Origin of the sequence: Micromonospora sp. NPDC047707, from assembly GCF_040704235.1 — a bacterium.
Lineage (GTDB): Bacteria > Actinomycetota > Actinomycetes > Mycobacteriales > Micromonosporaceae > Micromonospora.
In genome coordinates this window covers 1-18,142 of the sequence record NZ_JBEYSU010000020.1, presented here as the reverse complement: position 1 = coordinate 18,142, position 18,142 = coordinate 1, and the positions used below count along the sequence as shown (strand labels likewise).

At 71.7% G+C, this 18,142-nt stretch carries 17 protein-coding genes, 2 pseudogenes and 1 riboswitch; of the genes and pseudogenes, 6 read left to right on the top strand and 13 right to left on the bottom strand.

All coding sequences use genetic code 11. The features are described 5' to 3' along the window. Nucleotides 1–28 precede the first annotated feature (28 nt). Nucleotides 29–568, top strand: a complete 540-nt coding sequence (locus AB0873_RS20890) for a hypothetical protein (RefSeq protein ID WP_366601437.1) — start codon at nucleotides 29–31, stop codon at nucleotides 566–568. Nucleotides 569–646: 78 nt separating this feature from the next. Here AB0873_RS20890 and AB0873_RS20885 read toward each other — a convergent pair whose 3' ends face one another. Next, nucleotides 647–1,096 (bottom strand): hypothetical protein, encoded by a 450-nt coding sequence (locus tag AB0873_RS20885; protein ID WP_366601435.1) that lies wholly within the window; start codon nucleotides 1,094–1,096, stop codon nucleotides 647–649. Nucleotides 1,097–1,325: 229 nt separating this feature from the next. Here AB0873_RS20885 and AB0873_RS20880 point away from each other — a divergent pair, with 229 nt between their 5' ends. Then, nucleotides 1,326–1,733, top strand: a complete 408-nt coding sequence (locus tag AB0873_RS20880; RefSeq protein WP_366601433.1) for a RidA family protein — start codon at nucleotides 1,326–1,328, stop codon at nucleotides 1,731–1,733. Here the strand turns inward: AB0873_RS20880 and AB0873_RS20875 are convergent. The 4 genes from AB0873_RS20875 to AB0873_RS20860 all read right to left on the bottom strand — a co-directional run bounded on the left by AB0873_RS20875 (nucleotide 1,730) and on the right by AB0873_RS20860 (nucleotide 2,848). Then, a complete protein-coding gene (locus AB0873_RS20875) occupies nucleotides 1,730–2,128 on the bottom strand; it encodes a helix-turn-helix domain-containing protein (protein WP_366601432.1) in 399 nt (132 codons plus the stop codon). The two genes, AB0873_RS20880 and AB0873_RS20875, sit on opposite strands and share 4 nt — an antisense overlap. 65 nt (nucleotides 2,129–2,193) lie before the next feature. After that, nucleotides 2,194–2,439 carry a flavin reductase gene (locus tag AB0873_RS20870; protein ID WP_366601430.1) on the bottom strand — a complete coding sequence of 82 codons (246 nt, stop codon included), beginning with the start codon at nucleotides 2,437–2,439 and terminating at the stop codon, nucleotides 2,194–2,196. Next, the gene (locus AB0873_RS20865) at nucleotides 2,436–2,672 is read right to left on the bottom strand and encodes a hypothetical protein (protein WP_366601429.1); all 237 of its coding nucleotides are present in this window, start codon (nucleotides 2,670–2,672) and stop codon (nucleotides 2,436–2,438) included. Before AB0873_RS20865 ends, AB0873_RS20870 begins: the two co-directional genes overlap by 4 nt. After that, on the bottom strand, nucleotides 2,669–2,848 hold the full coding sequence (locus AB0873_RS20860; protein ID WP_155332977.1) for a hypothetical protein: 180 nt from the start codon (nucleotides 2,846–2,848) through the stop codon (nucleotides 2,669–2,671). Before AB0873_RS20860 ends, AB0873_RS20865 begins: the two co-directional genes overlap by 4 nt. A gap of 226 nt (nucleotides 2,849–3,074) precedes the next feature. On the opposite strand from AB0873_RS20860, the gene AB0873_RS20855 reads away from it, so the two are divergent. Next, a complete protein-coding gene (locus AB0873_RS20855) occupies nucleotides 3,075–4,067 on the top strand; it encodes a Scr1 family TA system antitoxin-like transcriptional regulator (protein WP_366601427.1) in 993 nt (330 codons plus the stop codon). Nucleotides 4,068–4,570: 503 nt separating this feature from the next. On the opposite strand, the gene AB0873_RS20850 is transcribed toward AB0873_RS20855, so the two are convergent. The 4 genes from AB0873_RS20850 to AB0873_RS20835 all read right to left on the bottom strand — a co-directional run bounded on the left by AB0873_RS20850 (nucleotide 4,571) and on the right by AB0873_RS20835 (nucleotide 8,689). Then, nucleotides 4,571–5,422 (bottom strand): C39 family peptidase, encoded by an 852-nt coding sequence (locus tag AB0873_RS20850; protein ID WP_366601425.1) that lies wholly within the window; start codon nucleotides 5,420–5,422, stop codon nucleotides 4,571–4,573. Nucleotides 5,423–5,641: 219 nt separating this feature from the next. Further along, a riboswitch (cyclic di-AMP (ydaO/yuaA leader) is annotated at nucleotides 5,642–5,778 on the bottom strand. Between the two features lie 281 nt (nucleotides 5,779–6,059). After that, complete coding sequence (locus AB0873_RS20845; protein ID WP_366601423.1) at nucleotides 6,060–6,794, bottom strand: hypothetical protein; 735 nt, start codon at nucleotides 6,792–6,794, stop codon at nucleotides 6,060–6,062. Between the two features lie 166 nt (nucleotides 6,795–6,960). Further along, a complete protein-coding gene (locus AB0873_RS20840; RefSeq protein ID WP_366601421.1) occupies nucleotides 6,961–7,362 on the bottom strand; it encodes a hypothetical protein in 402 nt (133 codons plus the stop codon). A 91-nt stretch (nucleotides 7,363–7,453) separates the two neighbouring features. Next, nucleotides 7,454–8,689: an acyltransferase gene (locus AB0873_RS20835; protein WP_366601420.1), complete on the bottom strand. Its 1,236-nt coding sequence runs from the start codon at nucleotides 8,687–8,689 to the stop codon at nucleotides 7,454–7,456. 166 nt (nucleotides 8,690–8,855) lie between these two features. Between AB0873_RS20835 and AB0873_RS20830 the strand changes: the two genes are divergently transcribed. Beyond that, complete coding sequence (locus AB0873_RS20830) at nucleotides 8,856–9,464, top strand: alpha-ketoglutarate-dependent dioxygenase AlkB (RefSeq protein ID WP_366601524.1); 609 nt, start codon at nucleotides 8,856–8,858, stop codon at nucleotides 9,462–9,464. Nucleotides 9,465–9,568: 104 nt separating this feature from the next. Next, nucleotides 9,569–10,915: a solute carrier family 23 protein gene (locus tag AB0873_RS20825; RefSeq protein ID WP_366601418.1), complete on the top strand. Its 1,347-nt coding sequence runs from the start codon at nucleotides 9,569–9,571 to the stop codon at nucleotides 10,913–10,915. Nucleotides 10,916–11,073: 158 nt separating this feature from the next. Here AB0873_RS20825 and AB0873_RS20820 read toward each other — a convergent pair whose 3' ends face one another. The 4 genes and pseudogenes from AB0873_RS20820 to AB0873_RS20805 all read right to left on the bottom strand — a co-directional run bounded on the left by AB0873_RS20820 (nucleotide 11,074) and on the right by AB0873_RS20805 (nucleotide 16,973). Then, nucleotides 11,074–13,716: a DNA topoisomerase IV subunit A gene (locus AB0873_RS20820; RefSeq protein ID WP_366601522.1), complete on the bottom strand. Its 2,643-nt coding sequence runs from the start codon at nucleotides 13,714–13,716 to the stop codon at nucleotides 11,074–11,076. An 84-nt stretch (nucleotides 13,717–13,800) separates the two neighbouring features. Further along, nucleotides 13,801–14,430: pseudogene (locus tag AB0873_RS20815) on the bottom strand (LAGLIDADG family homing endonuclease); the annotation flags it as partial. 171 nt (nucleotides 14,431–14,601) lie between these two features. Further along, nucleotides 14,602–14,856, bottom strand: a pseudogene (locus tag AB0873_RS20810) (DNA gyrase subunit A); the annotation flags it as partial. A gap of 59 nt (nucleotides 14,857–14,915) precedes the next feature. Then, entirely contained in the window at nucleotides 14,916–16,973 is a 2,058-nt protein-coding gene (locus tag AB0873_RS20805) for a DNA topoisomerase IV subunit B (protein ID WP_366601416.1), read from the bottom strand. A 335-nt stretch (nucleotides 16,974–17,308) separates the two neighbouring features. Between AB0873_RS20805 and AB0873_RS20800 the strand changes: the two genes are divergently transcribed. Beyond that, nucleotides 17,309–17,767, top strand: coding sequence for a class I SAM-dependent methyltransferase (locus AB0873_RS20800; RefSeq protein WP_366601414.1), 459 nt, complete (start codon nucleotides 17,309–17,311; stop codon nucleotides 17,765–17,767). Nucleotides 17,768–18,142: the final 375 nt, after the last annotated feature.

Below are 18,142 nucleotides of genomic sequence, written 5' to 3'. Positions count from 1 at the left end.
ATGCGGCGAATGACCGGGGGGGAGCACTGTGCCGACGCTGCGCTCCTGGGGCCGCGAGGGCCCGCTGTTCGTCTGGCGTACCCATGACGGCCGCACCTACTACGCGGCGCTGGATGGCGGGCCCACCGCAACACCCGAACACTCCTCCTTCGCGGACAGTTCCGAGCCACTCGGCCAGCAGACCGAGTCGATCCGGGCGCAGGTGAGGGCGTCCGTGCTCGACTCCGGCCGGCCACTCGTCGCCGACGTGCAGCTCGGCTCCCGGTATGTGGCGGCGGTCGTCGGCCTGGTCTGTCTGGCCGTCCTCATCGCCGGGCCGGCACCGGTCGTGGGTACGCGATGGTACTGGTTCTGGATCGGTACGGGAGTTCCGTTCGGACTGGGCGTGCCGACCTGGCTGATCATCGAGCGCCCGGGGTCGCGGCGCGCCGGGGCTTCGCCAGAGCCTGGCTACGGACAACCGGTACCGCGGCCTGACCGGGTTCCTCATCGGTATTGCCGCCTCCATCGCCCTCGGCTTCCTCGGTGTTCTTCTCGGATCGGCCTTCGACACCTGGCTGATCCCTGAGCCGCCCGGCTGAATCGAGACCGCTCTGCCGGCAGCCCCGGTCCACCCGGGGTCGCCGCCCGAGCTGGCGTGGCATCGTCAGGAGACGGCGGCCTTCACCAGCTCGGCGATCTTCTTCTCCACCTCCGGGCTCCACGCCTTGAGGGCGTACGACGCCGGCCACATGTCCCCGTCGTCGAGGTTGGCCGTGTCCTGGAAGCCCAGCGTCGAGTACCGGTAGTTGAACTTGCCCGCGTCCTGGAAGAAGACGACGATCTTGCCTTCCTCGTTCGCGTAGGCGGGCATCCCGTACCAGGTCTTCGCCGTCAGCTCCGGAGCGGTGGCGGTGATGGTCACGTGTACGCGCTCGGCGAGCTCGCGATCCTCGGGCGCCATCTGCGCGATCCGGTCGAGGACCGCCTGAAGTCCGTCGGCCTTCTTGGCGCCCTTCCTGCCCTCGGCGCGCAGTTCGGCGGCGCGCTCCTTCATCGCGGCACGCTCTTCGGCGCTGAAGCCGTCGGACTCGGTCTTGGCACTCTTCGCGGTCATTTCTGGCTGCCTTTCCGCCGTTCGAGGCCCGGCGTGCTGCCCGGCCGTCTGAGGGAAGGCTAGGCCTGCCGTAACCACGGGTGCTTCTCGATTCCTGATCGAATGGACGCGCGCCGGTACGGTCACCCAAAGGTGCCTGGGTCTCGGAAAAGTGCCTTCTTCCCAGGCCAGCGGCAGTCTCCTACGGTTATTAAGTAACCTTTGGAGAGCGTAGGAGGAGGACTTCGTCATGGCTGTGACACTGGTGAACCCGAGCGGGCTGCCGGAGATCGACGTGTACCGGCAGGTGTCGGTGGCGACCGGGTCGAAGATCGTCCACGTCGCCGGGCAGGTTGCCTGGGGCGCGGACGGGAAGACGGTCGGCGAGGGGGATCTCGCCGCGCAGGTCGAGCAGTGCTACCTCAACGTCGCGACGGCGCTCGCCGGGGTCGGGGCGTCGTTCGACGACGTGGTGAAGCTGACCGTCCACGTCGTCGACTGGAAGCCGGAGAGGATGCCCGTACTGCTGGACGGGATCGCCCGGGCGGCGGCGACGCTGGGGGTGACGCCGGCCGCGCCGGCGTCGCTGTTCGGCATCGTGGCGCTGGACATGCCCGAGCACCTGGTGGAGGTCGAGGCGACCGCCGTCCTCGACTAGGGCCCGCCCTGGGCAGCTCCGAAGCGGCTGCGGGACGCCTCGATGTGGCCCAGGTAGCGCTGGGTCCAGCCGCACATGCCGTCCACGACCCCGCGCAGGGCCTCGCCGGCCTCGGTGAGGTTGTACTCGACGCGGGGCGGGACGGTGGGGTGCACGGTCCGCTCGACCAGGCCGTTGCGCTCCAGCATGCGCAGGTTCTGGGTGAGCATCTTGTGGCTGATCCCGCCGACCTCGTCGCGCAGCTCGCTGAAGCGCATGGTGCGCTGCCCGAGGAACTCGATGATCAGGAACGCCCACTTGTTCGCGACGTCCGAGAAGATCTCGCGCGCCAGCGAGTCGGCCCGGGCCAGGTCGGCCTCCGGCGGCAACTCGCTGATCTCCTTCCTGGTTCCCACCTGCTCACTCTCCAACAGTTCCCCGGTTACCGCAAGAGACCACGGGCAGGGGGATGCCGGAAGGGCTACCGGGCGCGGGCCCAGGCGATGAAACGCTCGGTCAGGTCGGCCGGTGGAGTGCTGTCCAATTCGGCGAGTTGTTCGGCGGCCTCGGTCTGGAGCATCGCCAGGTAGACCAGCAGGGCCGTCCGGTCGTCGCGGTACTCCCCGAGCAGGCGGAGCTTCGCGGGCGAGCACGGCCACGCGATCCCGCACGCCCGGCAGCGCCACGTGGGCCGGGACGGGACGTGTTCGGCTCGGCGTCGGGTCACCGGACCCTCACCGGCTCCACCTCCGTCACGGCGTCGACCCGGACCGCCGCGTACCGCTCGCGGGGAGCGACCGACCGGTCCGGGCGGACCTCGCGGCCCTTCAACTGGACCCAGACCGCGCCGTCGACGACCGCGCTGCTGATCACATCGGTGATGGACAGGGTCAGGGTTCCGGTGCCGAACGTGTAGGCGTCCTCGGGAACCCGGACCGTGCGGCCGACGGCGATCGTCACCAGCGGCCCCCGTTCGCCCGGTACTCCTGCGCCCGGGTCAAGCTCCCGGCGCGGCCCGGCTGGACGGTCGGGATCGGCCGGGTGGGTGCGAACAGGGCGGCCGGCAGGTTCGCGCCCCGGATTCGCCGGGGAAGCGACGGCACGGTGGGCTTGCAGCGCCAGAAGCGGAGACGCACGGCGGAACCTCCTTCACGGGTTGGAAGGGGGCCGCCCCGGTCGCTTGCCTAAAGGGGGCGGCCCCAACAGCGCCACCGGCGAGTTCGGGTCCTCTACCGGCTCGCGCCGCATCTCCTTTCACCCTGGACGGTGACCCCCTACGCTCGGAACAGTCATCACTCGACCACGGAACGGAGCGGCCGAATCCGGACCGGCGCGGAGCGATGTGGAGAGTCGTGGAAGGGTATGGAAGCCGTGGGAATTTCGCCGTCTGAGTACCTGCTCCGTGAGCTGAGGCGACGCCGCACGGCCGCCGGGCTGACTCAAGCCCAACTCGGCGAGCTGGTCTTCTGCTCGGACTCTCAGGTCAGCGCGATCGAGACCGGGACCAAACCGCCGACGCTGCCCTACTTGACCGCTGTCGACCAGGCGCTGAACACCGGCGGGCACTTCGCGACGCTCTGGGATGAGCTGGTCAAGGGTGAGGCCGCACCGGTCTGGCTGCGCGAGTGGATACAAATCGAGCGGGAAGCGACGGCGCTGCGCTGGTACGAACACGCCTTCGTGCCAGGGCTCCTACAGACCGAGGGATACGCTCGCGCGACATTCCGGGCAGCGCGCGTACCGGCCTCAGGGCTCGACCAGCGCGTCGCGGCGCGGATGGAGCGGCAAGCGGTCCTCGCCCGCGACCCGAGTCCGCAGCTCTTCGTCGTGATGGATGAGATGGTCGTCCGGCGGGCGTGCGGCGGCCGTGACGTGATGGCCGAGCAACTCGAACACCTGCTTACGTGCGCTGAACAGCCCCATATTCAGTTGCACATCGTGCCGTTGTCCGCTGGCATCTACTCAGGACTTGCCGGGGCGTTCATCCTGGCTGACCTGCCCGACGGCTCGCGCGCCGGGTGCGTGGACCACCAACTAAAATCGCAGACCGAAGGGACAGCCAGACCCGGTTACTCGTCTGGGTTTGTCGTGGGACGCGGTTCGGGGCGAAGCTCTCCCGCTCGGGCAGTCACTCGACATCCTCAAGGAAGCGGCAAAGACATGGACAAGCTGACAGGCGCTCACTGGCGGAAGTCCTCCTGCTCGTCCACCAACGGCGGCACCTGTGTCGAGGTCGCCGACAACCTTTCCGGTGTGGTGGGCGTCCGGGACTCCAAGGACCCGACCGGTCCGGCGCTGACCTTCTCCCCCGCTGCCTGGCGGGCCTTCGTCACGCAGGTCGCCGAGCGCGGCTGACCAACCGCAGACACACACAAGCCGCCCGCTCCCGGTACCGGGGGCGGGCGCTTCGCTTCGCTGTCGCACGCGCCGAGCTGTCCAGCTGCCCATCCATGCGACCGGGTCCGGTCGGCCGGGTCCGGCCCGTCCACGACCGGCCGATCTCGGGGCGATCGCCCTGCCCCAGCTACGCGGGCAGCTCGACAGCCGTCGAAACAGTGACGGGAGTCGGCCGTGGTGCGTCCGGCGTGCGGCCGCACAAGGGTGACGCGGACGCCGACAACGGCCAGTGACATCCGGTGCTGCAAAAGGGACACGCGCCGGCGGGCCGACAGCACAAGATCCGCGCAACTTCGGGGAAAATGCCGTCTCGGGCGTAACCGAGGCAGCATCTTCGGTGAAGTTGCGCGGATCTTGCAGCGGAGGCTGCAGCGGTGAGCCCTTCTCGGCCCGCCGGCAGCCGGAACGGCGACGGGCGCCGGACCCCAAGGGGTCCGGCGCCCGTCGTGCGAGCGGGTCGGTCAGGCGGAGTAGCCGCGGGTCGCGGCCCAGTTCGCCAGGGCGATCGTGGTCATCCAGTACGACCCGGTCGCGGGGTTGGCCGAGTCGGCGATCCGCACCAGGCGGCCCTCGTCGTCGTACCCGGTCACGGCGATGTAGTGGCCGCCCGGGAACGAGTGCCAGCCGCCGTTGGTGTCGGTGGCGGAGCCGGCGATGTTCACGACGACGCCCCGCCCGTCGGTGATGGCGTCGACGACGTCGGCCTGGAGCCGGTCCATCTGCGCCGGGGTGGCGGCACGGCCCGGGATCATCCGGGTCCGGTACGGGTCACCCTTCACCATGGCGTTGAGCACCCGGGTGGTGTCCTCGGCCGAGTCGGTGCCGAACTGGTCGGTGCCCAGCGGACCGGCGAGGTGGTCCTGCGACCGCTCGATGCCGGTGGCGCTGAGGGCGTTCCGGACCGCGGCCGGGCCGCAGTAGTAGAAGTTGATCTGAGCCTGGTAGTCGAACTTCAGAAGCTTGGACTTCGAGGGCTTGGGCTTCTTGGTGAGGTCCGGGTCGGGTGCGGCCTTCGCGGCCGGTGAGCTGGACGGGGCTCCGCTCGACGGGGCGGCGCTGGACGGGGCGGCGCTCGACGGGGGGACGGCCACGGAACGGGCCTCGCCGCGCGAGGCGGCGGTGTTGCCACGCAGCTCTGCCACGGCGGCCGGGGTCTGCGCCGACGCGGGTGCGTCGCCGGGGCCGGCGACCAGGGCACCGGTGCCGGTCGCCAGCACGAGGACGGCGGCGGACGCGGCGGCCACCTGGTACGGACGCTCGGTGGCGAGACGACGGAGTTGACGCTTGAGGTGCTGCTTCACGGTTTCCTCCACGGACTGTCGGGGCTGGCGGCGCACCGGGCCGGCCGCGGGCAGCGGCGGGCCGGCCGTCCGGACCGGGTCCGGCGGCAGGTGGCCACGAGGGGACGAGCCCGGCGGGACCGGGCAGGGCGGTGGGTCAGCGCCCGGCGGCGAGCCGGACGGGCGCGGGCACCGCGATGCCGTGGAGGCGGCGATGGAACCGACGGTTGGGTTCGAACTGCACGAGGATGGGACTCCTTCCGATGCCGCCTACCGGGTTAGCTGACGGATTCGGGCGGGAAGTACGCCCTACCGCGACAATCGCGGATTCACCCCAGGTGCAGATTGGGTCCCCGGTTCGCCATGCGGCGATTGAGCGGGTCGGCGCGGCGTCGCCTCTTGCGATCGGTTACCGCACCGGACGCGCCGACACTACTGGCCGGTCAACCGGCCTGCCAACCCGCTCTGAGCTGCGTAAACCTCGATCATGGCAGCAATTTTGCGGGCAGTTTCGCACTGACGCGGCTCAATGGGACGGGAGGTGCTAACGACGCGGCCGGGCGGCAACGGGACAAGCGGCGGACATTACCCCGGCAGCGGCGGAGACAATCGACCGGACTGCGAATGTTGACCGGTTCGACGTCGGTGTGACCGGGCTCACGGAATTAAGTCAGCCGACCCGTGCGGGGCGCCAGCGTGCGGCGGCGACCGGCCGTCCGGTCCACGCCGTCCGAGGCTTCGTCCGCAGTGCCGGACGCAGGCTCTCCGCCGCCGCGTACGCCTCGGCGGCGAGCGCACGGGCCGCCTCGGCGGCCACCTCCGCGTCGCGCCAGGCGGCCCGCTCGGCGGCGGCCGCCGCCCGGTAGGCGGCCAGCTTGCCGTCGCGTACGGCCCGCGTCAAGACGATCTCCTGGTCGACCGGGTGCAGCCGGGCGTCCCAGCCGTCCCGGTGCCCGAACACGTCGCCGAGCTGCCGGGCGGACAGGTCACCCCGCCAGTGGGCGGCCACCGCGGCCCGGTGCAACCACCGCTCCCGCGCCGCGTACTCGGCCGGCGTACGCGACGTGCGCGGGGTGGGCAGCGCGGCGGCGGCGGTGAGCCGGCGGGCGGCGTTCTCGGCCTCGTCGTACGCCCGCCAGGCACGGTCGGCCTCCTCCTGCGCCGTGCGCCAGGCGTCCCGCCGGCGACGCGCGGTCTGGGCCGCGCCGGCAGCCGCCACCGCCACCTCCTCGGCGTACCGGCGCAGGTCGACCGTCTCGTCGACGGGCGGCGGCTCGGCCGGCTGGTCCCGCTCGGGCCGCGCGGCGACGACGGTGAGCGCGGTCAGGGCGAGGACGAGCAACGCGGACCAGATGGCGGTCGCCCGGGGCACGTCGATGAGGAACTCGTGGAGGACGGTGTTCATGTCGGCAACCTCACGGGGAACGGATCGCGACGGGACAACACACGCCGGCCCGCCCCGAACTGGGCGCGGACCACCGGCGGCGGCAGGTGCAGAGACACGGCGACGGACGGGGCCGCTCAGGCGGGCGCCACCAGCGTCACGCGGCGGGCCGCGGCCCGGGAGTCGATCAGTTGCGCGGCGGAGCCCGCGAGCCGGAACCGGCGGGGAACCGGCCGGCCAGGGAGCCGCACTCGCCGGTGGCCGCCGATGTCACCCGCTCGACGTCGCCGGGCACGGCTGCGGCAGGCGGCGCGGCGTCCGCCCCCGACCAGGCCGGCGCGGCTTGCGGCGCGGTCCCGGCCGCCGGTGCGTCGAGCGCCACCGGCGCGGTGCCGGTCGTCGCCCCCGGGGCGGGCAACGCGACGCAGTCACCGGCCGCCGACGCCACCGCCACCTCGGCCGTCCCGACCGGGTGGGCGGGAGCGGCGACGCCGACGCTGAGGCCGGCGGTCAGCGCGAGACCGGCGAGCAGCCGGGAAGCCCAGCGCGCGACCCACCACAACGGACAGGTGAGCGCGACCGGAAGCACGATGCCACGCTACCGTCGCGGTCGGCCGACCGCACCCGTCACCAGCGTGTCGCGTCGCCGGGACGCGCCGGACCGGCCAGCGTGGACAGGGTCAGCGGCGGTCGCCCGCGTACTCCCTCGGGTGGTCCGCTTCGGCGACCCGCGGTGACGGCACGGCGCCCGGGCCCGCCGGCCCGGCCGCCGCGTGCGCCCGGCCGCCGGCGTCCGGCGCGGCCGGGCGTGGCCGGCGGGGTGGGCCGAGCCGCCGCATCATCGGCGTCTCCACGTAGCGGTGCAGCAGCGCCGCGAGCACCAGGTTGACCAGCAGGAAGCCCACCACCGCGGCCGGCCCCCGCCAGCCGGGAACCCCGACGCCGTGATGGCCGGTGAGCCGGAGCACGCTCACCATGACCAGGACGTGCACCAGGTAGAAGGCGAACGAGACCTCCCCGAGCCAGACCATCGGGCGGCTGGCCCACAGGGTCCGCCGGCCCCGGACGTCCGCGTCGGCGGCGGCCGTGATGACCAGGACGTACGCGATCGACAGCAGCGCCGCCCACAGCTCGGCCCGGATCCACGCGCTCGCCACCACCCAGGTCACCACGAAGACCACGCTGGCCACACCCAGGCGTGGGCCGCGCCACCGGCCCCGGCGCAGCAGTTCCGCAGCGGCCACGCCGAGCCAGAACTCCAGCGAGCGCACCACCGGGAAGACCTGCGTGAACCACCAGCGGCTCTCCTCCGGTACGAGGGCCTGGGCCGGCCAGAGCGCGAGGATGAGCAGCGGCACGGCGACGACCACGGCCCACAGGGCGCCCGCCGGCATGCGGTGGATGAGCGGCAGGGCGAACGGCAGACAGGCGTAGAAGAACAGCTCGCAGGAGAGCGACCAGCTGACCGTGTTGACGCTGTAGAAGATGCCGGGGGTCGGGTCCCACGCCTGCACCAGCAGCAGGTTCTCCAGCGCGGCGCGGGGGTGGACCGGGTCGGCGAACGCGTACGCGACCAGCAGCGCCGCCACGAACATGACGACGTGGTTCGGGTAGATCTTCGCGACGCGGCGGCGCAGGAAGGTGCGCTTCGCCTCACCGGGGCGGGCCGACCACACCAGCACGAATCCACTGAGGATGAAGAAGAACTGGACGCCCGACAGGCCGAGGGAGAAGAACCGGTCGACGGCCCCCTTGTAGGCCGGCTCGGCGACGATGCCCATCGTCGCGGCGTGGAAGGCGAAGACCAGCAGCGCGGCGATCCACCGCAGCCCGGTGAGCGACGGCAGCCGGCCGCCCGGACCCGGTGCGGCGGGGCTCGCCGCGCGTACCGGCCGGTCGGTGGGGGTCACCTGCACAGGCTTCTCCTTCTCGGGTCGTGGGCGGCCCGACGGCCGGCCCGCACCGCTCCGCGACCTTACCCGCCGGTCCGGTGACCGGCGTGCCGCACCGAGAGCCAGTCGTACGTCTGTTCGATGATGCGGTAAGCTCGGGGCCGTGCCGGACGTCGCCTACCAGCCGTCGATGCTGGATCTCGCCGAGGCCGGCCCGACGCTCCGGCCGCTCGCCGGCCAGGTCACGCGGCACCGGCTCACCCGGGGTGCCTGGGTCGACCACCTGCCCGGCTGGGTGCGCGGCTCCGACCAGGTGCTCGACAATCTCCTGCACGAGGTGCCCTGGCGCGCCGAACGCCGCACGATGTACGACGCGGAGGTCGACGTGCCGCGCCTGCTCTGCTGGTACGCGGCCGGCCGCCCGCTGCCCCACCCGGTGCTCACCGCCGCCCGGGCGGCGCTGACCCGGCACTACGCGCCCGAGTTGGGCGAGCCGTTCGTCACCGCCGGCATGTGCCTCTACCGGGACGGACGCGACAGCGTCGCCTGGCACGGCGACACCATCGGCCGGGGCGCCCACACCGACACGATGGTCGCCATCGTCTCCTTCGGCTCGCCCCGGGCGCTTCTGCTGCGTCCCCGTGGCGGCGGCGCGAGCCTGCGGTTCCCGCTCGGCCACGGCGACCTGGTCGTGATGGGCGGCTCGTGCCAGCGCACCTGGGAGCACGCCGTCCCGAAGACGGCGCGCCCGGTCGGCCCCCGGGTCAGCGTCCAGTTCCGCCCGACCAACGTCGCCTGACACGAGGTGCGCCGATCGGCGGCGGGTGCGCCGCGCCGGCGTGCTAGAAACGACGTCCAGGGTCCGATCAACCCCTTCTGACGACGACGCGAAGGGGTACCCCCATGACCCAGTCCCCCACCGAGGCGCGCTCGCGCTGGTCGCCGTGGTCCGTGCACGGTGACGGCCGGTCGGTGCGGCCCGGCGACGTGGTGCACCCCGGCGAGCGGCTGTCCTGGCCGCGGACGGCCGGGGTCGGCGTGCAGCACGTGGTGGCCATGTTCGGCGCCACCTTCACCGTGCCGCTGATCACCGGTTTCCCGCCCGCCACCACGCTGTTCTTCTCCGGGCTGGGCACGCTGCTGTTCCTGCTGATCACCGGCAACCGGCTGCCGTCGTACCTCGGCTCGTCGTTCGCCTTCATCGCGCCGGTGCTGGCGGCGAAGGCCGGTGGGGACATCGGCCCGGCGCTCGGCGGCATCGTGGTCGCCGGCGCGGCGCTGGCCCTGGTCGGCGTGGTCGTCCACGTCGCCGGCGCCCGGTGGATCGACGCGCTGATGCCCCCGGTGGTGACCGGCGCGATCGTGGCGCTGATCGGGTTGAACCTCGCGCCGGTCGCCTGGGACGGCGGCGGCAGCGGCACCGGCGTCAAAGCCCAACCGCTGATCGGCGTGGTGACGCTGGTGGCGATCCTCCTCGCCACGGTCGCCTTCCGGGGCTTCCTCGCCCGGCTGTCCATCCTGCTCGGCGTCGCCGTCGGCTGGGCGCTGGCCGCCGCGCTCGGGCACCTCGACCCGAAGGCCGTCGACGGGCTGCGGGACGCGGCGTGGATCGGCCTGCCGGAGTTCCACGCCCCGAGCTTCAGCCTGCGGGCCGTCGTGCTGGTGATCCCGGTGATCCTCGTGCTGATCGCGGAGAACGCCGGGCACGTCAAGGCGGTCGCGGCGATGACCGGCCGCAACCTCGACCGGGACATGGGCCGGGCGTTTTTCGGTGACGGCCTGGCGACCGTGCTCGCCGGTTCCGGCGGCGGCTCCGGCACCACCACGTACGCGGAGAACATCGGCGTGATGGCGGCGACCCGGGTCTACTCGACGGCCGCGTACTGGGTCGCCGGCGTGGCGGCGGTGCTGCTGGGGCTGAGCCCGAAGTTCGGCGCGCTGATCCTGACCGTGCCCGCGGGCGTGCTGGGCGGCGCCACCACCGCCCTGTACGGGCTGATCGCCATCCTGGGCGCGCGGATCTGGATCGAGAACCGCGTCGACTTCCACGATCCGGTCAACCTGATGACCGCCGCCGTCGCGGTGATCGTCGGCGCCGCAAACTACACCCTCACCGCGGGCGACCTGTCCTTCAACGGCATCGCCCTGGGCACCGGCGCCGCCCTGCTCATCTACCACGGCATGCGCCTGGTCGCCCGCCTCCGCGGCACCACCCCACAAACCCGGGTAGCCCCCGAACCCGAACTCTGACCGCCCGTCGGCGCCCGACCCCCCTTCGATCATGAAGTTAGCGGGGAGAAATGCCCGGATCCAGCCCGCTAACCTCATGATCGACGAGGACGGTCCGGCCGGACCAGCGCGGACGGCGGGGGCCGGCGCCTGGCGCCGGCCCCGCCGTCCGTACGCGGTCAGTCGCGGTCGACCTGGTGGCCGACCACGGTGGGGCCGAGCATCACGGCGAAGCCGCTGCCGTCGCGGCGCGGGTCGGCCGCCGGCAGGTCCACCGGCTCGCCGTTCGCCGTCGATCCCACCGGCCGCGGACCCACCCAGGCGACGACCACGTCGGTCTCACCCTTGAGGAAGCGTTGGGCGCGCACCCCGCCGGTCGCCCTTCCCTTCGCGGGGTACGCCGCGAACGGCGTCACCTTCACCGTGGCGCCGGTCGAGGTGACCACCATCGGCTCGCCGTGGGTCGGGTCGTCGGTGCGCACCGCGCCGAAGAACACCACCCGCGCCCCGGCGGGCAGGGTGACGCCGGCCATGCCGCCACCCTTGATCCCCTGTGGACGGACCAGCCCGGCCGGGAACCGCAGCAGCGACGCCTCCGACGTGACGAAGGCGAGCGCCTCGGCACCGTCGGTCAGCCAGGTCGCCCCGACCACCTCGTCACCGTCCCGCAGGCTGATCACCTCGAACTCGTCGGAACGCACCGGCCACTCCGGCGCGCAGACCTTCACCACACCCTGCCGGGTGCCCAGCGCCAGCCCCGGCGCCCCGTCGGCGGTCGACCCGAGCGGCGCGAGGCCCACCACCGTCTCCCCCGGCTCCAACGGCACCAGCTCGGCGGCGGACATGCCGCCGCGCAGCGAGACCGTGCCGGACTGCTCGGGCAGCACCGGCAGCGGCAGCACGTCCACCTTGAAGGCCCGGCCGGCGCTGGTGACCAGGAGGACCCGGCCGCGGGCCGTGGAGTGGACGACGGCGCGTACCGCGTCGTGCTTCACCCGGCCGTGCCGCCGGCGCCCCTCGGCCGCCTCCTCCGACTCGGCCGCGGTGCGGGCGACCAGGCCGGTCGCCGACAGGATCACCTGGCAGGGGTCGTCGGCGACCTCCAGCGGGCCGGCCGGCACGGACGCCGCCAGCACCTCCTTCAGGTCACCGTCGACCAGCGTGGTGCGGCGCGGCGCGGCGAACTGCTTCCCGACCGCGGCCAACTCGTCGGAGACGACCTTCCGGAGCACCTTCGGGTCGTCCAGGATGCGGGCCAGCTCGGCGATCTCGCCGCGCAGCTTCTCCTGCTCGGCCTCCAGCTCCAGCCGGTCGTACTTCGTGAGCCGGCGCAGCGGCGTGTCGAGGATGTACGTGGCCTGGATCTCGGACAGCTTGAACCTCCGCATCAGGCCGTCCTTCGCGGCCTGCGCGTCCTCGCTGGCCCGGATCAGCTTGACCACCCGGTCGATGTCGAGCAGCGCGATCAGCAGGCCGTCGACCAGGTGCAGCCGTTCCTCACGCTTGCGCTTGCGGTACGCGCTGCGCCGCGTCACCACCTCGTACCGGTGGGACAGGAAGACCTCCAGCAGCGCCTTCAGACCCAGCGTCTGCGGCTGCCCGTCCACCAGGACCAGGTTGTTGACGCCGAACGACTGCTCCAGCGGGGTCAGCCGGTACAGGTCGGCGAGCAGTGCCTGCGGGTTCACCCCGACCTTGCACTCGATGACCAGGCGGGTGCCGTTCTCCCGGTCGGTGAGGTCCTTGACGTCGGCGATGCCGGTGAGCCGCTTGGTCTTCGTCACCTCGTTGGTGATGGCGGCGATGACCTTCTCCGCGCCGACGCCGTACGGCAACTCGACCACGGTGATCGCCTGCCGGCCGCGGCTGCCCTCCACCGGGCCGATCTCCACCTTGCCGCGCATCCGCACCACACCGCGACCGCTCTCGTACGCGCGGCGCACCTCGTCGAGGCCCAGCAGCAGCCCGCCGGTGGGCAGGTCGGGGCCCGGGACGAACTCCATGAGCTTGTCCAGCGTGGCGTCCGGGTGGTTGATCAGCCAGCGGGCGGCCGAGACGACCTCGCCGAGGTTGTGCGGGATCATGTTGGTCGCCATCCCCACGGCGATCCCGGACGCGCCGTTGACCAGCAGGTTCGGGAAGGCGGCCGGCAGCACGGTGGGCTGGGTCAGCGAGCCGTCGTAGTTGGGCTCCAGGTCGACCGTGTCCTCGCCGAGCTCGCCGACGAGGTGCATCGCCTCGCGGGACATCCGGGCCTCGGTGTAACGAGCCGCGGCCGGTCCATCGTCTGGGCTTCCAAAATTTCCATGCCCGTCGATGAGTGGCACATTGAGCGAAAAATCTTGGGCGAGCCGGACCATCGCGTCATAGATCGCGGTGTCGCCGTGCGGATGGTACTTACCCATGCAGTTGTGGACGACGTAGCCCTCGGCAACGAAGGCGTGCTCATCTGAGCTGACCTGAATGTCGTAAGTGGTGGCGGCAGCGACCGCCTCGACCGAGACGACTCGAAGAAACGAACGACCCGACAGAGCCTCAAGCCGGCCGGCAAGAGGCGAGCCGACACGGCGGAGTTTGCGAACCCAGCCATCCCGCTCCGCGCGCCAAAGGGGGAATGACCGCTCCGACAGCGACACGCCGTTGCGGTCCTTACCGTAACGGACCTTGCCCCCGTCACCCGACAGCGGCACTCGGAAAGCGTTGCCGTCCTCATCCCGGAACCATCCGCCGCCCCGGTGAGCGGCCGTGAATTCGCCGATCACGGGTCGGCATGGCAGCCGATCGTTGCCCTGCTTGCCGCCGTACTGGTAGGCCAACTCCATTACCCGGCGAAGGCCGTCGTTCTTATGACCGACCCGCACCCACGGCAGAAGCATCTCGGCGAGGACAGCAGCATCGCGCCCGCTTACCGACAGACCGAGAAGCGGTTCATACCCGGTTCTCCTACTGGTCCAGTGATGCCCGTGTACACCCAGATCGGCGAGCATGGAGTAGATCTGCCGCACCAGCATGTCGCTGGTGCTGACGAAGACGATCTCGCGGAAACGCTTACGAACGTAGCCGTCACCGTCGAAGAAGCCAGCGAGGAACGGCGCCCACGCGGAACGGCTCTCGATGACGTCGTTCGGCACATGCTTGGCGTGGCTGAGCGGCTGACCCGCCGCTAGCAGGCCCTCGTGCCGAGCGAACGTGAGGATGTGTTGAGCCCGGTGACGGGGATTGGCCGGCTCACGCTTGCCACGGGTGGCGTTCAGCCCGTTCGCGATCGCCCAACCATGCGCGACGTCGAGCGGCTCAACATCGCACATGTGCAGCCGTACGCGGCCGTCAACCTCACGAGACCGATCGACGGCGAAGCCCTCTGCCACGACCAGTCCGCGGACGTAGTCATAGACGTCACCGCCCGGCGCTAGAGCCGTCCCGCGACGGCTGCCGTAGGCCAGGGTGAGGTGGCCGGTAAGTTCCCGCGCCTCAACCCAGCGGAGCGAGAGGTCCTCGTCGATTACACGGAACCGCTGCCCTGGGGTCACAGTCATAGTGTGGCCGTTGCTCCAGGTGACCCGGACCAACTCCGAATTCGGGTTCTGATAAACAGCAGTCACGGGGACGGCGGTCCCGTCGCCGTCCAACACGAAGTCGCCAATTTCAACATCCTCGATCGGCCTCAGACCATCGGGCGTCGAGACCAGCGTTCCTGCAACAAAGCAGTCGCCGACGATCCGGGCCGACTTGACGTGGCCTCGGTCGGGGCGGTGGCCCTGCTCGTACATTGACCAGAGGATGCGCCGGTGCACCGGCTTCAGCCCGTCCCGGGCGTCCGGCAGGGCCCGGGAGTGGATGACCGAGAACGCGTACTCCAGGTAGGAGTCGGAGACCTCGGTGACCAGCGGGTTGTCGAAGACCCGCGCGCCGGCCTGGTCGAACGCGGAGAGGTCGACCTTCGTTTCCTTGCGGCGTGCCATGACTCAGCTTTCCCCTCGGACTGTCCCGCTGATCGTGCCTGCGGTCGCGGCGTTCCCGCTCATGCGTCGATCGCCTCCCGGTCGACCCGGTCCGCCGAGTCGATCAGCCAGTTGCGGCGGGGCTCGACCTTCTCACCCATCAGCAGCTCCAGGATCTGCTCGGCCGCCTCGACGTCCTCCAGGGTGATCCGGCGGACCGCCCGGGTGGCCGGGTTCATCGTGGTCTCCCACAGCTCGTCGGCGTCCATCTCACCGAGACCCTTGAACCGCGGGATCGGGGTGACGACCTGCTTGCCGGCCTTCTCCAGCCGGCGGACCGTCGACTCCATCTCCGCCTGGGTGTACGTGTAGATGGTCTGCGGGTTGCGCCCCTTGGTGGTGATCTTGTGCAGGGGCGGCATCGCCGCGTACAGCCGACCGGCCTCGATCAGCGGTCGCATGTACCGGGCGAAGAGCGTGATCAGCAGCGTACGGATGTGTGCGCCGTCCACGTCCGCGTCGGCCATGATCAGGACCCGGCCGTACCGCAACGCCGACAGGTCGAACGTCCGCCCTGAGCCGGCGCCCAGCACCTGCACGATCGCCGCGCACTCGGCATTGTCCAGAACCTGCTGGAGGTTCGCCTTCTGCACGTTGAGGATCTTGCCGCGGATCGGCAGCAACGCCTGGTACTCCGACGAGCGGGCCATCCGGCTCGTGCCGAGGGCGCTGTCCCCCTCGACGATGAACAGCTCGCTGCGGTCCACACCGGTCGAACGGCAGTCGACCAGCTTCGCCGGCATCGACGCGCCCTCCAGGGCCGTCTTGCGGCGGGCCGCGTCCTTCTGCTGCTTCTGGGTGAGCCGGACGCGTGCCGCGTCGACGATCTTCTGCAGGACCGTGCGCGCCTCGGCCTTGGTCTTCCGGTCCTCCAGCCAGGCCTTGAGGTGCTGCTCCACGAGGCTCTGGAGCACCTTCGTGATGCCGGCCGTGGACAGCTCGTCCTTGGTCTGGGAGGTGAACTGCGGCTCCGGGATCCGCACGTGCACCACCGCGGTCATGCCCTCGAGGACGTCGTCCAGGGTGGGCGGCTCCTCCTTGGCCTTGAGCAGGCCACGGGCGTTGCGGACGGCGTCGACGAGGGCGCGCGCCAGCGCCCGCTCGAAGCCCTTCCGGTGGGTGCCGCCGTGCGCGTTGCGGATCGTGTTGGTGAAGCACTCCACGGTGCGCTCGTAGCCGGTGCCCCAGCGGAACGCCACCTCGACCTCGGCGCGGCGCTGCACGTTGGACTGCATGACGCCGTTGGCGTCGGCCGCGTTCTCCCGGTACGTCCCCTCACCCGTCACCAGCAGCGTGCCGGACACCGGCCGGTCACCGGACGGGGCGAGGAACTCCACCATGTCGGTCAGCCCGTTGGGGTAGTGGAACCGCTCCTCGACCGACTCCGCCCCGGTCTGGTCGCGCAGCAGGTAGCGGACGCCGGGCACCAGGAACGCCGTGTTGCGCAGCTTCATCCGCACGGCCTCGCCGTCCAGCGACGCGCCGGTCTCGAAGTAGCGCGGGTCGTGCCAGTAGCGGATCGACGTGCCGGTGCGCTGGCCGCGCTTCATCCCGCCGACCACCTGGAGCCCCGGGCCCGCCGTGAAGGGCGCGTCCGGCCCGTCGCCGTCGAAGACGCCGGGGACACCGTGCCGGAACGACATCGCGTGGACCTTGCCGCCGCGACGGACCGTCACGTCGAACCGGCGCGAGAGCGCGTTGACCGCCGAGGCGCCGACGCCGTGCAGGCCGCCCGACGTCTTGTAGCCCGAGCCGCCGAACTTCCCGCCCGCGTGCAGCCGGGTGAGCACCAGCTCGACACCCGAGATGCCGGACTTCGCGTGCACGTCGGTGGGGATGCCCCGACCGTCGTCGTCGACCTGGACCGAACCGTCTGCGTGCAGCGTGACCTCGATCGACGTCGCGTGACCGGCGACGCCCTCGTCGGTGGAGTTGTCGAGGATCTCGTTGACGAGGTGACCCACGCCACGGCTGTCGGTCGAGCCGATGTACATGCCGGGACGCTTGCGGACAGCGTCCAGCCCCTCGAGGTGCGTGAGGTCGTCGGCCCCGTACAGGGTCTCAGGCTCTGCGGTCAACTGGTCGTACTCCCAGGTCTCGGCGGTGTGGTGCCGCGGACGGCGGGCATCGGCCGGAAGCGGCGCGCCGCAGCGAGCCTAGCCGCCGGCCCCGACAACGCCCGGGAGCCCCGCTCGACCCGCCGCAACCGGCGCAACCGGCCCGGCCTCCGGGTGATTCCGGCCGTGACCCAGGCGACACTCCTTCCCAGTCGGTCCACGTCGCGAAACCCCGCGGGAGGAGCGCGGCGGACCCGCCTGGCCCGCTACGCTGACCGGCGGTCGCGCCCCGGCGGGGGTGCCGGATCCCGCGGGAGGCCACCGGTGACGCACGAGGGCGCGGCGGCCCGGCCGTCGTGGTCGGCTGCGGCTACGGCCGCGACGCGGACCTCGCCCCCCTCGGCTACCGCACAATCGGTTTCGACATCTCCCCCACCGCCGTCGAAACGGCCCGGCAGCGGCACCCCGGATCGCCGGTCGACTACCGCAGCGCCGACCTGCTCGACCCGCCCCCGGCCTGGCGGCACGGCTTCGACCTGGTGGTGGAGAGCATGACCGTGCAGGCGCTGCCACCCGAGATCCGGGCCGCCGCGATCCGCGCCGTCGGCGACCTGGTCGCCCCGGACGGGACGCTGCTCGTGATCGCCGCCGGCCGCGCCGAGGACGAGGATCCGCCGGCCGGACCGCCCTGGCCGTTCACCCGGGCCGAGGTCGACGCGTTCGCCGCGGGCGGCCTGACCGCCGTCCGGGTCGAGGACTTCGAAGACCCCGCCGGCGTACGCCGCTGGCGCGCCGAGTTCCACCGACCCGCCTGACCGGGCCGCTCAGCACCCGCTCCGCCCTTGGGTGGACCCAACGCCCATTGACACAGGGCCCCGAACCTGAGTCGCGGCGAGATCTGGAAGGGTTTGGCCCCCTGGAGGGGCCGAATTCTTCCATGATCTCGATGCGTCACCTGCGCTGGCTGGATGGTATGTCCGGCTGGCCTGTGCCGTGTCAGGCCGAATGTCTGGTTTGGGGGTGTGGTCGGCGGCATCCCGGGGGTGGAATGGTGGCGGGGGCGGGGTCGTTACATCACCTGGACGATCGAGCAGGGCCCGCCTTGATGGCAGGGTGAGCGGCCCCGGAATGATGGCGGCCGCCTGGTCGTTACATCTGGTCCCGGCACCACGAGGGCCCCCGGCCCCGGT

Coding starts and splice junctions, on each gene's coding strand:
- AB0873_RS20830 (WP_366601524.1), top strand. CDS start 8,856: ATGCTGGATCTCGCCGAGGCCGGCCCGACGCTCCGGCCGCTCGCCGGC.
- AB0873_RS20885 (WP_366601435.1), bottom strand. CDS start 1,096: ATGACCGCGAAGAGTGCCAAGACCGAGTCCGACGGCTTCAGCGCCGAA.
- AB0873_RS20845 (WP_366601423.1), bottom strand. CDS start 6,794: ATGAACACCGTCCTCCACGAGTTCCTCATCGACGTGCCCCGGGCGACC.
- AB0873_RS20855 (WP_366601427.1), top strand. CDS start 3,075: ATGGAAGCCGTGGGAATTTCGCCGTCTGAGTACCTGCTCCGTGAGCTG.
- AB0873_RS20825 (WP_366601418.1), top strand. CDS start 9,569: ATGACCCAGTCCCCCACCGAGGCGCGCTCGCGCTGGTCGCCGTGGTCC.
- AB0873_RS20880 (WP_366601433.1), top strand. CDS start 1,326: ATGGCTGTGACACTGGTGAACCCGAGCGGGCTGCCGGAGATCGACGTG.
- AB0873_RS20820 (WP_366601522.1), bottom strand. CDS start 13,716: ATGGAGTTGGCCTACCAGTACGGCGGCAAGCAGGGCAACGATCGGCTG.